The sequence below is a fragment of the Pseudomonas sp. UBA4194 genome (assembly GCF_002379585.1).
Lineage (GTDB): Bacteria > Pseudomonadota > Gammaproteobacteria > Pseudomonadales > Pseudomonadaceae > Aquipseudomonas.
The window spans coordinates 4,686-18,255 of the sequence record NZ_DFUE01000027.1 but is presented as its reverse complement, the minus strand read 5'-3'; the positions used below and the strand labels follow the sequence as shown (position 1 = coordinate 18,255).

Sequence of the window (13,570 nt, the reverse complement as noted above, 5' to 3'; positions counted from 1 at the left end):
AGAGGGAGCCGATCACCGCCACTCGCAACACCGCGTACTGCTTTTAGCTCCCTCTCCCTCAGGGAGAGGGGCCGATCACCGCCACTCGCAACACCGCGTACTGCTTTTAGCCCCCTCTCCCTCAGGGAGAGGGCTGGGGTGAGGGGACCATTCACCGCCGTCCTCAAACCTGCCGACTCAACCCCGCCAACCGCCCCGACAACTCCTGCATCCCCTGGCTCAACTCACTCAAGCTCGACGCATCCCGAGCGCCCTCCTCGCTTGCCGCGTGAATCCGCACCGCCAGCTCGTTGATCTCCTGGGTGACATGGCTCTGCTCCTGGGCCGCCACGGCGATCTGCTGGGTGCGCTGCACGATATCGTCGAAGCCCACCACCGTACTGCCCAGCGACGCGCTCAGCGCATCCGCCTGTTGCACCACCGTGCGCGTGCGGTCCTCGCCGGCCACCATGGTATCCACTGCGCGCACCGAGGCCTGGCGCAACTCGCCGATCATCTGCTGGATCTCGTCGGCCGAGGTCTGCGTGCGCCCTGCCAGGGTGCGTACTTCATCGGCAACCACGGCAAAACCACGGCCCTGCTCACCGGCACGGGCCGCCTCGATGGCGGCGTTCAAGGCCAGCAGGTTGGTCTGGGCCGAGATGGCCTTGATCACATCGAGCACGCCGCTGACGCCTTCGATGTCCTGGCCAAGGCTGGTAATGGCCTGGGCGGCGCTGGCGATGTCACCGGTCAGAGAGTCGATGGTCTGGCTGTTCTGCTCCAGATGCACCTGACTCTTGCGCGCGGTGGACAACGACACCTGCGCGGTATCGGAACAGTCGGTGGTGTTGGAGGCCACCTCCTGGGCACTGGAGGACATCTCGGTGATGGCCGTGGCCAGCAACGTATTGTCCTGGCGCTGGATCTCGGCACGCTCGGCCATGACCACCGACAACCGCGCCACATGGTCTGACTGCGACTGCAGGCGCACCGACTCGTCGGCAATCGCCCGCAGCAGGCTACGCAGGTTACCGGCGTAGCGATTGACCGCCTGGCGCAACAGACCGATCTCGTCGGGGCGCGCCACGTCCAGCTCCGAACGCGCACCGCCGCCCTCGTCGCCCAGCTTGTTGATCTGGTCGGTGGTTTCGTTGATCTGCTTGAACAACGCACGACCGGCCAGCCAGGCCAGGCCGAACACCAGCGCCAGAATCGGCAGCAAGGTGGTCAGGATGTCGACGGTAAGCTTGCTGGCAATGCCGGTCATATGCGCCTGCGGCGTCGCCAGCCCCACTACCCAACCGGTGGCCGGGACCCGGGTCAGGCTGATGTAGCCAGCGCCGCCCAGTTGCTCGTCGCGCTCCACATGAAACGTCTGCGCCGCACTGCTGCGGCTGGCGCGCCAGTCGCTCACGCCTTTGAACCAGGGATAGGCCGCAACCAGCCCCGCTTCGTCGGCCGGCGCGGCCTTGCCGCCTTGAGCCGGGAAGTACAGCACCTTGCCCGAGGGATCGATGGCAAAGGCGTAGCCACCGGTGACCTGGCCGTTGGACTTGAGAAAGTCCGCCAACCCCGTCAGCGTCAGGTCGATGGTCGCGACGCCAGCGAAACGGCCGTCACGGCTGTAGGGAATGGTGCAGGTGGTCATCAGAATCTTGCTGACCGGATCTTGGTAGGCATCGGACCAGGCGCAATGGCCCGGCGTCGAACCTTTGCCCTGCACATACCAATCGGCCGCTTGATAGGCGTCCACGCCGCTGCCGTTGTACTCCTCGGAATAGCCCAGGCTGCCTTGGCCGGTCCGCGCCCAGTAGAAACTGCGCCGCTCGACACCGGCGCTGAAAGCATTGGGCTCGGGCCACAAGCCGCCCCCGGCAATCGCGGCGTCACCCTGGGAGTCGATGATCGGCGCCAGGCTGGCCTTGACCTGCTCTACATCGGCCGGCAGCGTTGCGCCGAGACTGGCCAGGGCCGAGACGCGACCTTCGATTTCACCGAGCTTGATCGATAATTGCCGGGCGATGGCGGTGGCCGACTGCTCGGCGCTCAGGGTATTGGAATGAATCAGCTTGGGCTCGCCGCTGAGCACCATGACCGCGTAGATCGCAGCGGCGGTGATCAACAGGATGAAGGCGATGCCCAGGCTGAAGCGGGACATGATCTTGGTGGGTAACAGGCTCACAGGGGCCCCCTTCGGAGGGAATCGATATTGCCTGCGCTATCGGCCTTGGCCAGGAAAACTGGAGGATCGGGCGATGGAATGCATGGGCTGCGGCGGGCGGACGCCGTCGCGGGTAGCACCCACTGCCACAAGGAAGCTGCGGCGTCTGGCTGTTCTGGCCAGCCAAGCCAGAACACCCTCATGAAAAAGCCCCCGGACGCTTGCGCGGCGGGGGCTTTTCGGTCAACCGGAACTACGAATCAGTTCTTGGCTTTCTTGGCAGCGCGGGTACGCTCGCCTTCGTCCAGGATCTTCTTGCGCAGACGGATCGACTTCGGCGTGACTTCGCACAGCTCGTCGTCCTGGATGAATTCCAGGGCCTGTTCCAAGGTGAAGCGAACTGGCGGAACCAGAGCGATGGTCTCGTCTTTACCCGAGGCACGCATGTTGTCCAGCTTCTTGCCTTTGGTTGGGTTGACGCCCATGTCGGTGTCGCGGCTGTTCAAGCCAACGATCTGACCGTTGTAGATCTCCTGACCGTGCTCGACGAACAGCTTGCCGCGCGCCTGCAGGGTTTCCAGGGAGTAGGTCAGTGCCTTGCCGGTTTCGACCGAAACCAGTACGCCGTTCTGACGGCCGGACATGTGGCCGGACTTCATCGGCGCGTAGCGGTCGAAGATCGAGGTCAGGATGCCAGCACCGTTGGTCAGGGTCAGGAACTGGTTACGGAAACCGATCAGACCACGAGCAGGGATGTTGTACTCCAGACGCACACGGCCCTTGCCATCCGGCACCATGTTGGTCAGGTCGCCCTTACGCAGACCCATCTCTTCCATGACCTTGCCCTGGGATTCTTCAGGGGTGTCGATGGTGACGTTTTCGAACGGTTCCTGCTTCTCGCCGTCCACCTGACGGATGATCACTTCCGGACGACCGACGCCCATTTCGAAGCCTTCGCGACGCATGGTTTCGATCAGTACCGAGAGGTGCAGCTCACCACGGCCGGAGACCTTGAACTTGTCGGCCGAGTCGCCTTCTTCAACGCGCAGGGCAACGTTGTAGAGCAGCTCTTTGTCCAGACGGTCCTTGATGTTACGGCTGGTGACGAACTTGCCTTCTTTACCGCAGAACGGCGAGTCGTTGACCTGGAAGGTCATGGAAACGGTCGGCTCGTCGACGGTCAGCGGCTTCATCGCCTCGACGGTGTCCGGGTGGCACAGGGTGTCGGAGATGAACAGCGAGTCCATACCGCTGATGCAGACGATGTCGCCAGCAGCGGCTTCTTCGACGTCTACACGGTGCAGACCGTGGTGACCCATCAGCTTGAGGATACGGCCGTTGCGCTTCTTGCCGTCGGCACCGATGGCCACGACCGGGGTGTTCGGCTTGACCGAACCACGGGCGATACGGCCTACACCGATGACGCCCAGGAAGCTGTTGTAGTCCAGAGCCGAGATCTGCATCTGGAACGGACCTTCGCGGTCGACAGCCGGTGCTGGAACGTTGTCGACGATCGACTGGTACAGCGGGGTCATGTCTTCGGCCATGTCGGTGTGGTCCAGACCGGCAATACCGTTCAGGGCCGAGGCGTAGACGACTTTGAAGTCCAGCTGTTCTTCGGTGGCACCGAGGTTGTCGAACAGGTCGAAGATCTGGTCCAGAACCCAATCAGGACGCGCGCCTGGACGGTCGACCTTGTTGATGCAGACGATCGGACGCAGGCCGGCTTCGAAAGCCTTCTTGGTCACGAAGCGAGTTTGCGGCATAGGGCCGTCTTGAGCATCGACCAGCAGCAGTACGGAGTCGACCATCGACATCACGCGCTCTACTTCACCACCGAAGTCGGCGTGGCCCGGGGTGTCCACGATGTTGATGTGGTAGCCGTTCCAGTTGATGGCGGTGTTCTTGGCCAGAATGGTAATGCCGCGCTCTTTTTCCTGGTCGTTGGAGTCCATCACGCGCTCGTCGTTGAGCTCGTTGCGCTCCAGGGTGCCGGATTGACGCAGGAGTTTGTCTACCAGGGTGGTTTTACCATGGTCAACGTGAGCAATGATGGCGATGTTGCGTAGATTTTCGATCACTTGTGTATCTCGATCAGAGGATTCGGTTGCCGCGCATGTTACGTGGCGAATATTAATAAACAGCGAATTCGGTCAGGGGCGCCGTTGTTCCTGCGCCGCCTGCAAATCGGGAGGGCGATGGCGGATGCTCCCGCCATTCAACCCCGGAACTCTATGTCGGACGATAAACGCGCACATTGGCATGTCCCTCACTCAACAGATGGTGAGCATGCAGTCGGCTCATGACGCCCTTGTCGCAATACAGCAAGTACTGGCGCGTGAAATCCAGCTCCTTGAAGCGATTGTTCAGGGCATAAAAAGGCATTGCCTTGACCTCGATGCCGTCGAGCTCGAGCGGCTCGTCTTCCTGTGCATCGGGGTGGCGGATGTCGATGATCACCTGGCCGGCCAGCGCTTCGCTGACCTCCTCGACCTCGATGTCCTGGCCCAGCTGGTCGATCACTTCATCGATAGACACCAGCTTGGCGCGCTCCAACGCTCGCTCCAGCACGGCCATGTCGAACGATTTCTCTTCATGGACGACACGCGGCAATTTGGCGTTGGTGGTCGGGTTGACCGATATCACGCCGCAATATTCTGGCATGTGTTTGGCAAAATCGGCAGTCCCAATTTCAACGGCCTGGTCGATGATGTCCTGCTTGTGGCTGGCCAGCAGCGGACGCAGCACCAGTTTCTCGGTGGCCGAATCGATGGCGGACAGGTTCGGCAAGGTCTGGCTGGACACTTGCGAGATGGCCTCGCCGGTCACCAACGCCGGAATCTTCAGGTCGTCGGCCAGACGAGTGGCGGCGCGCAGCATCATGCGCTTGAGGATCACGCCCATATGACTGTTGTCGACCTTGCCGAGGATTTCCCCCAGCACTTCTTCGAACGGCACGCTGATGAACAGCACGCGCTGGGAGCTGCCGTACTTCTTCCAGAGGAAATGGGCCACTTCCATCACGCCCAGTTCGTGGGCACGGCCACCCAGGTTGAAGAAGCAGAAGTGAGTCATCAGCCCACGGCGCATCATCTGGTAGGCGGCCACGGTGGAATCGAAACCACCGGACATCAATACCAGGGTCTGCTCCAGCGCGCCGAGCGGATAGCCGCCCATGCCGTCGTGTTTGCCATGAATGACGAACAGGCGCTGGTCGCGAATTTCCAGGCGCACCACCACGTCGGGCTTCTTCAAATCGATACCGGCGGCGCCGCACTGCTGACGCAGCTGGCTGCCGACCACGCGGTCGACGTCCATCGAGGTGAAGCTGTGTTTGCCGGCGCGCTTGGTGCGCACCGAAAAGATCTTTCCAGGCAGCAGCGGGCCGAAGTGCGCCTTGCACTTGGCCACGATGTCGTCCATATCGCCCAGCGGGTATTCGTCCACTTGCAGGAAATGCGCGATGCCGGGCGTGCAGCTCAGGCGCTCGGTCATCTCCCGCAGGACCTTCGGGTCTGCGAGCTGGGTCTGCACCTCAAGATTGTCCCACACGCCATTGACCACCAGCTTGGGGTCCAGGTCGCGGAGCACCATGCGGATGTTCTTGGCGAGCTGGCGGATGAACCGCTTGCGCACCGGCGGGCTCTTGATGGTGATTTCTGGAAAGACTTTTACGATAAGTTTCATGAAAACAGCGCGCGAAATGCCAGCCGGAAAAGAGGGGCGCGGATTATAGCGGAAATTGCTCAAGCTTTGACCAGTTATCGTACGAACGGCTTTTGTGCACTGATTTGGAGCGTTGCGGAAATTTGGCGCACCAATGGTGGGCGCCGTTGGCGTGGGGGTGAGCGGCGTTCTGTTTATGGCTGCGTGGGGGTTTTCCTTATGGGGTCGGGGGTGGACGCGGCTTACGCCGCTGCTACAGGGGGTGTGGGTTGGGGGATTGCCCATCTCGGGGCACTGGCATGCAAATTGCTCCCTTGTGAGGCAGGTTGCCTTGGCCGACTATCGCGCCCGGCATCACCCAAATTTAAGGGCCCTACCATTACCGGCCCTAATCCACCCCGGAGGACAACATGTCGAAGTCGGTTCAACTCATCAAAGATCATGACGTCAAGTGGATTGATCTGCGCTTCACTGACACAAAAGGCAAGCAGCAGCACGTCACCATGCCAGCGCGCGATGCTCTGGACGACGACTTCTTTGAAGTCGGCAAGATGTTCGACGGTTCCTCCATCGAAGGCTGGAAAGGCATCGAAGCGAGCGACATGATCCTGCTGCCGGACGACGAAACCGCCGTTCTGGACCCGTTCACCGAAGAGCCTACCCTGATCCTGGTCTGCGACATCATCGAACCTTCGACCATGCAAGGTTACGATCGCGACCCACGCGCCATCGCTCACCGCGCCGAGGAATACCTGAAGTCGACCGGTATCGGCGACACCGTATTCGTCGGTCCAGAGCCTGAATTCTTCATCTTCGACGAAGTGAAGTTCAAGTCGGACATCTCCGGCTCCATGTTCAAGATCTTCTCGGAACAAGCTTCCTGGATGACCGACCAGGACGTGGACGGCGGCAACAAAGGCCACCGTCCAGGCGTCAAGGGCGGCTACTTCCCAGTGCCACCGGTCGACCACGACCACGAAATCCGTACTGCTATGTGCAACGCACTGGAAGAGATGGGCCAGGTCGTCGAAGTTCACCACCACGAAGTGGCCACCGCTGGCCAGAACGAAATCGGTGTGAAGTTCAACACGCTGGTGAAGAAGGCTGACGAAGTTCAGACCCTCAAGTACGTCGTTCACAATGTGGCCGACGCCTACGGCCGCACCGCTACCTTCATGCCTAAGCCACTGTACGGTGACAACGGTTCGGGTATGCACGTGCACATGTCCATCTCCAAGGATGGCAAGAACACCTTCGCTGGCGAAGGCTATGCCGGCCTGTCCGACACCGCCCTGTTCTTCATCGGCGGCATCATCAAGCACGGTAAGGCACTGAACGGCTTCACCAACCCGTCGACCAACTCCTACAAGCGTCTGGTCCCAGGTTTCGAAGCTCCGGTAATGCTGGCCTACTCGGCTCGCAACCGTTCCGCCTCCATCCGTATTCCTTACGTCAACAGCCCTAAAGGCCGTCGTATCGAAGCACGCTTCCCGGACCCGGCTGCCAACCCGTACCTGGCTTTCGCTGCGCTGCTGATGGCTGGCCTGGACGGCATCCAGAACAAGATCCACCCTGGCGATGCAGCCGACAAGAACCTGTACGACCTGCCGCCTGAAGAGGCGAAAGAGATCCCACAAGTTTGCGGCAGCCTGAAAGAAGCCCTGGAAGAGCTGGACAAGGGTCGTGCGTTCCTGACCAAGGGCGGCGTATTCAGCGACGACTTCATCGATGCTTTCATTCACCTGAAAAGCGAAGAAGAAATCAAGGTACGTACCTTCGTACACCCACTGGAATACGACCTGTACTACAGCGTCTGATTCGGTGATTTGAAAAGAAGGCCACCCTCGGGTGGTCTTTTTTTTTGGGGTTGATTTGGGGGAGAGGGGGCAGTACGCGGTGTGCCTTTAGCTCCCTCTCCCTCAGGGAGAGGGCTGGGGTGAGGGGACCATTCACCCCCTATCCCACCCCCTGCCAACCATCCTAAACAATGCACCCAACCGCCCATTGCTCTATGCTGGCCCGATGAAAGCGCCACACAGAGAAGTCTTCATGCGCTCAGCCCTTATCTGCCTGCTGTTGCTGGTCACCCTGCCCGCCGCCGCACAGATCTATAAGTACACCGACGCCAACGGCAACACCGCCTACAGCAACCAACCGCCAGACGGCCGCCCCAGCCAGAGCATCGAGTTGCCGCCGCTGAACAGCGTCGAGAGTGTGCGCAAGCCCGCACCCACCACCCTGCCGGCAACCACCGTGCAGGTGCCCCAGACCACCTACCAGACACTGGCACTCACCGGCCTGCCCACCGAAGAAGCCCTGCGCGCCAACAACGGCACCTTCGATGTCGGCGTGGCGATTCAACCACGCCTGCGGCCCGGCGACACGCTGCGCCTGGTGCTGGACGGCCAGCCCTACGGGCAGCCGGCCAACGTGCCACGCCTGCAGCTGGTCAATGTCGACCGTGGCGAACACAGCCTGGCGGTCGAGGTACTGGACAGCCAGCAGGCAGTGCTGCAGCAGAGCGAGACGGTGACCTTCACTGTCCAGCGGGTGCACCTGCCGTGATGCGCACCTTGTTGATGCTCCTCGCCTTGCTGGCCGGCAGCACCCAGGCCGCTGTGTACACCTACGTGGACGCCAACGGCAATCGGGTCTATACCGACCAGCCGCACAAGGGCGCACAGCGTCTGCAGATGCCCGCCGCCCCCAGCGTCAACCCGGCGCCCGCCGCGCCTCAACGCAGCGTCACGATACCTGCGGTGAAACGTCCCCCCGCCGTGCGCTACCAGATGCTGCGCATTCTGCTGCCGCTGCCGGACACTGCCGTGCGCGAAGAGAACGGCGAACTGATCGTGACCGTCACCAGCGAGCCGGCTTTGCAGGAGGGCCACCGCTATCGCTTGCTGCTAGACGGCAACGTCGCTCAGGAGCCTGGCCGCAGCCCGGTGTTCGCGCTGAAGAACGTCGACCGCGGCACCCATACCCTGGCCGCCGAAATCATCGATTACGACGACTACGTTATCGAGCGAACGCCGGCGCAACCGGTGCACCTGCAGCGTATTTCCCTGATCCAGAAACGCCGCGTTCACCCCTGCAAGCGCGCCGAGTACGGTGTGCGCCCCGAATGCCCGCTCAAGGACAAGCCCGAGGATGACGACTGATTCGTCATCGGCTTTACACCTTGCAACACTTGAGCACCAGAACGGTGCGATTTATTGTGCTAACCACATCGCGTCATCCCATTTTGGTTCGCGCAAGCGTCGCTGAAGCCGGCTAGAGTCAGGATGTGGGCAGTCAAAGCGCTTATTTTCAGAATCGGCGCTTCTTTTCGGAGCCTTGGTTTAGTTTTTGCATTTTCAGGCCATCAGCGGATTAATTCGCGCGCGACCCCGGGCCTTGCCGCGGGCGCCTTGTGCCAAAAGAGGTCACCAGCCCCAATGACCATCAGCGATGCACTGCACCGACTGTTACTCGACAACCTCACCACTGCCACCATTCTGCTCAACGCCGACCTGCGCCTCGAGTACATGAATCCCGCAGCCGAGATGTTGCTGGCCATCAGTGGGCAACGCAGCCATGGCCAGTTCATCAGCGAGCTGTTCACCGAATCCACCGAAGCGCTGAACTCGCTGCGCCAGGCGGTGGAACAGGCTCACCCGTTCACCAAGCGCGAAGCCATGCTGACCGCACTCACCGGCCAGACCCTCACGGTCGACTACGCCGTGACGCCCATCCTGAGCAAAGGTGAAACGCTGCTGCTGCTGGAGGTTCATCCACGCGATCGCCTGCTGCGCATCACCAAGGAAGAGGCTCAGCTGTCGAAACAGGAAACCACCAAGATGCTGGTGCGTGGCCTGGCCCACGAAATCAAGAACCCCCTGGGGGGTATTCGCGGTGCAGCACAGTTGCTGGCCCGCGAGCTGCCCGAGGAAAGCCTCAAGGACTACACCAACGTCATCATCGAGGAGTCCGACCGGCTGCGTAATCTGGTCGACCGCATGCTGGGCTCCAACAAGCTGCCGTCGCTGGCCATGACCAACATCCACGAGGTGCTGGAGCGCGTCGCCAACCTGGTCGAAGCCGAAAGCCAGGGCTGCATCACGCTGGTGCGTGACTATGACCCCAGCATTCCGGACGTGCTGATCGACCGCGAGCAGATGATCCAGGCTGTACTAAACATCGTACGCAACGCCATGCAGGCCATCAGCGCGCAGAACGAACTGCGCCTGGGCCGCATCAGCCTGCGCACCCGGGCCATGCGCCAGTTCACCATTGGCCACACCCGCCATCGTCTGGTCAGCAAGATCGAGATCACCGATAACGGCCCCGGCATCCCGGCCGAACTGCAGGAAACCATCTTCTATCCCATGGTCAGCGGTCGTCCCGACGGCACCGGCCTGGGCCTGGCCATTACCCAGAACATCATCAGTCAGCACCAAGGCCTGATCGAGTGCGAAAGCCATCCTGGCCACACCACTTTCTCGATCTTCCTGCCGCTGGAACAAGGAGCCGCTTCGTCATGAGCCGTAGTGAAACTGTCTGGATCGTCGATGACGACCGTTCCATCCGCTGGGTACTGGAAAAAGCCTTGCAACAAGAGGGCATGACCACCCAAAGCTTCGACAGTGCCGATGGAGTCATGAGTCGCCTGGCTCGTCAGCAGCCCGACGTGATCATCTCCGACATCCGCATGCCGGGGGCCAGCGGCCTGGACCTGCTGGCGCGCATTCGCGAGCAGCACCCGCGCCTGCCGGTGATCATCATGACCGCCCATTCCGACCTGGACAGCGCCGTTGCGTCCTATCAGGGAGGCGCGTTCGAGTACCTGCCCAAGCCGTTCGATGTGGACGAGGCGGTGTCACTGGTCAAGCGCGCCAACCAGCACGCCCAGGAACAGCAAGGCCTGGCTGAAGTACCAGCGCTGACCCGCACGCCGGAAATCATCGGCGAAGCACCGGCCATGCAGGAGGTCTTCCGCGCCATCGGGCGGCTCAGCCATTCCAACATCACGGTGTTGATCAATGGTGAATCCGGTACCGGCAAGGAACTGGTGGCCCACGCCCTGCACCGTCACAGCCCGCGGGCGGCTTCGCCGTTCATTGCGCTGAACATGGCGGCGATCCCCAAGGACCTGATGGAGTCCGAGCTGTTCGGTCACGAGAAAGGCGCGTTCACCGGCGCGGCCAACCTGCGCCGCGGCCGCTTCGAGCAAGCCGACGGCGGCACCCTGTTTCTCGATGAAATCGGCGACATGCCGGCCGATACTCAGACCCGGCTGCTGCGCGTCTTGGCCGATGGCGAGTTCTACCGGGTAGGCGGCCATGTGCCGGTCAAGGTCGACGTGCGCATCATCGCGGCGACCCACCAGAACCTGGAAACCCTGGTGCACGCCGGCAAGTTCCGCGAAGACTTGTTTCACCGCCTGAATGTGATCCGTATCCACATTCCGCGCCTGTCGGATCGCCGCGAAGACATTCCGACCCTGGCCAAGCACTTTCTCAGCCGCGCGGCCCAGGAGCTGGCTGTCGAGCCCAAGCTGCTGAAAAGCGAGACCGAGGAATACCTGAAGAACCTGCCATGGCCAGGCAACGTTCGCCAGCTTGAGAACACCTGCCGCTGGATCACGGTAATGGCGTCGGGTCGCGAAGTGCATATCAGCGACCTGCCACCGGAACTGCTGAGCCTGCCGCAGGACGCGGCACCGGTGACCAACTGGGAGCAGGCCCTGCGTCAATGGGCCGATCAGGCCCTGGCGCGTGGTCAGTCGAGCCTGCTCGACAGCGCGGTGCCGAGCTTCGAGCGCATCATGATCGAAACGGCGCTCAAGCACACTGCGGGCCGGCGTCGTGACGCAGCCGTGCTGCTGGGCTGGGGACGCAATACCTTGACGCGCAAGATCAAGGAACTGGGCATGAAGGTCGACGGCGCCGACGACGACGAAACCGACGACGCCTAAGCCCCCCCCCCCCCCCGAGACCAATGTAGCAGCGGCGTAAGCCGCGTCCGACCCTCACCCAATAGATCGCCTACCACGGTGGGGGGGCGACCGCGGTGCACACCCGCGTGCGACGTGTGCGGCGGTAAGAGACGCGGCTTACGCCGCTGCTACACCTTTGTTGTGCACTGGGGTTGCGCGATGCACCTGCACGATGCGCAGGCAAACCGGCATTTCTGCCCGCCGTTATTGAGAGCCTCCCTTCCCGCCAGTGAATACAGCCATTGAACGATTAATTAAACCAAGTTAAATCAAAGGCTTGCGGGGACATAGAGATGAAAAGAGCTTTTTTGAAAGCTCCTGAAACAAAACTGGCACGCGCTCTGCAATGTACTAATCATTACCCAGTTTCGGGAACCTTGGTACAGGCAGGCCGGGGATTCCCTCTTTACACCGCGACTCCAGCCCAAGGGCTGGAACACCGCAGAACTGTTTTGGGGACCTTGGTACAGGCAGGCCGGGAATCCCCTTCTTTACACCGCGACTTCAGCCCAAGGGCTGGAATACCGCAGCACTGTTTTGGGGACCTTGGTACAGGCAGGCCGGGAATCCCCTTCTTTACACCGCGACTTCAGCCTCACGGCTGGAACACCGCAATACCGTTTTGGGGACCTTGGTACAGGCAGGCCGAGACTCCCCTTATTTACACCGAGCGACCTGGCCTCACAGCCAGCAACTCACCCCTCTTAGGGGGCCTTGGTACAGGCAGGCCGGGGTTTCCCTCTTTTATTCCTGCGCGAGGCTGACCACCAGCCTCCAGCGCCCATCCCGTTGCACCCCCACCGACTCCGCCCGCAACGCCCGGGCCGCCACCACCGTCAGCACCAGCCCTTCGTCACTGCGTTGAATGCGCCAGGTCACGGGCTTGCCGTCCACCAGCAGGCGGCCATTGGCGGGCGCGCCGGTAGCGTCGAACAGCATCGCCACCGTGCCTTGCACCTCCTCGTTGTGCAGCCTGGGCTCGTCGTTGAACCAGAGCACGATGGCGCCGGGCAGTACTTCGATGTTCTCCAGATGCGCAGGCTCCGGGTTGGCCAGGCGGCCGATCATCAGGCCGATCAACAGGCCGAAGATCGCCATGGAGCCTAAAACTCGTGGCCACAGTTGCGAACGCTCGCTCGGATCAGGAGTAGAATGCTGCCCGTCCTTCAGTTGGGTGCCGCGCATGTTTCACGTGATCCTTTTTCAACCAGAGATTCCGCCGAATACCGGCAACATTATCAGGCTGTGCGCCAACAGCGGCTGCCACCTGCACCTGATCGAGCCGATCGGTTTCGAGCTTGACGACAAGCGCCTGCGCCGCGCCGGGCTCGACTACCACGAATACGCCACCCTCAAGCGCCATGCCGACCTGGCCAGTTGCCTGGAAAGCCTGGGGCAACCCCGGTTGTTCGCGTTCACCACCAAGGGTTCGCGGCCGTTCCATGATGCCAGCTTCCAGCACGGCGATGCATTCCTGTTCGGGCCGGAAAGCCGTGGCCTGCCGGCCGAGGTGCTGGACGCGCTGGACGGTGAGCACAAGCTGCGGTTGCCGATGCGCGAAGGCTGCCGCAGCCTGAACCTGTCCAACACCGTGGCGGTGGCGGTGTACGAGGGCTGGCGGCAGTTGGGATTTGCGTGAACACCCAAGGCCCCTTCGCGGGCAGAGCCCGCTCCCACAGGGGGCTGCGGTGCATGGGGGATCTGGGTTGGTGTGAGGCTTGAGGGCCTCTTCGCGGCTTTACGCCGCTCCTACACAGACACCACCACCCCCCTGTAGGAGCGGC

Annotated in this window: 10 protein-coding genes and 1 pseudogene; 6 read left to right on the top strand and 5 right to left on the bottom strand. The window is 61.8% G+C overall.

The window, feature by feature from the left end:
- Positions 1-163 precede the first annotated feature (163 nt).
- The 4 genes and pseudogenes from B3397_RS22520 to thiI all read right to left on the bottom strand — a co-directional run bounded on the left by B3397_RS22520 (position 164) and on the right by thiI (position 5,830).
- Positions 164-1,348: a methyl-accepting chemotaxis protein gene (locus tag B3397_RS22520; protein ID WP_414704359.1), complete on the bottom strand. Its 1,185-nt coding sequence runs from the start codon at positions 1,346-1,348 to the stop codon at positions 164-166.
- A 210-nt stretch (positions 1,349-1,558) separates the two neighbouring features.
- Positions 1,559-2,074 (bottom strand): annotated as a pseudogene (locus B3397_RS22515) (cache domain-containing protein); the annotation flags it as partial.
- Positions 2,075-2,403: 329 nt separating this feature from the next.
- Entirely contained in the window at positions 2,404-4,224 is a 1,821-nt protein-coding gene (gene typA, locus B3397_RS07620; RefSeq protein ID WP_296248723.1) for a translational GTPase TypA, read from the bottom strand.
- Positions 4,225-4,375: 151 nt separating this feature from the next.
- Positions 4,376-5,830, bottom strand: coding sequence for a tRNA uracil 4-sulfurtransferase ThiI (gene thiI, locus B3397_RS07615; protein WP_296248721.1), 1,455 nt, complete (start codon positions 5,828-5,830; stop codon positions 4,376-4,378).
- Positions 5,831-6,219: 389 nt separating this feature from the next.
- Here thiI and glnA point away from each other — a divergent pair, with 389 nt between their 5' ends.
- The 5 genes from glnA to ntrC all read left to right on the top strand — a co-directional run bounded on the left by glnA (position 6,220) and on the right by ntrC (position 11,765).
- Positions 6,220-7,626, top strand: a complete 1,407-nt coding sequence (gene glnA / locus B3397_RS07610; RefSeq protein WP_296248719.1) for a glutamate--ammonia ligase — start codon at positions 6,220-6,222, stop codon at positions 7,624-7,626.
- 232 nt (positions 7,627-7,858) lie between these two features.
- Positions 7,859-8,374 carry a DUF4124 domain-containing protein gene (locus tag B3397_RS07605; protein WP_296248717.1) on the top strand — a complete coding sequence of 172 codons (516 nt, stop codon included), beginning with the start codon at positions 7,859-7,861 and terminating at the stop codon, positions 8,372-8,374.
- A complete protein-coding gene (locus tag B3397_RS07600; RefSeq protein ID WP_296248804.1) occupies positions 8,374-8,970 on the top strand; it encodes a DUF4124 domain-containing protein in 597 nt (198 codons plus the stop codon). Before B3397_RS07605 ends, B3397_RS07600 begins: the two co-directional genes overlap by 1 nt.
- Before the next feature lie 276 nt (positions 8,971-9,246).
- Complete coding sequence (glnL, locus tag B3397_RS07595) at positions 9,247-10,332, top strand: nitrogen regulation protein NR(II) (protein WP_296248715.1); 1,086 nt, start codon at positions 9,247-9,249, stop codon at positions 10,330-10,332.
- Entirely contained in the window at positions 10,329-11,765 is a 1,437-nt protein-coding gene (ntrC, locus tag B3397_RS07590; RefSeq protein ID WP_296248713.1) for a nitrogen regulation protein NR(I), read from the top strand. Before glnL ends, ntrC begins: the two co-directional genes overlap by 4 nt.
- 765 nt (positions 11,766-12,530) lie before the next feature.
- Here the strand turns inward: ntrC and B3397_RS07585 are convergent.
- Positions 12,531-12,971 (bottom strand): hypothetical protein, encoded by a 441-nt coding sequence (locus tag B3397_RS07585; protein ID WP_296248711.1) that lies wholly within the window; start codon positions 12,969-12,971, stop codon positions 12,531-12,533.
- Here B3397_RS07585 and trmL point away from each other — a divergent pair.
- Positions 12,970-13,425, top strand: coding sequence for a tRNA (uridine(34)/cytosine(34)/5-carboxymethylaminomethyluridine(34)-2'-O)-methyltransferase TrmL (gene trmL, locus B3397_RS07580; protein WP_296248709.1), 456 nt, complete (start codon positions 12,970-12,972; stop codon positions 13,423-13,425). The genes B3397_RS07585 and trmL overlap by 2 nt on opposite strands.
- The last annotated feature ends 145 nt before the right edge of the window (positions 13,426-13,570 follow it).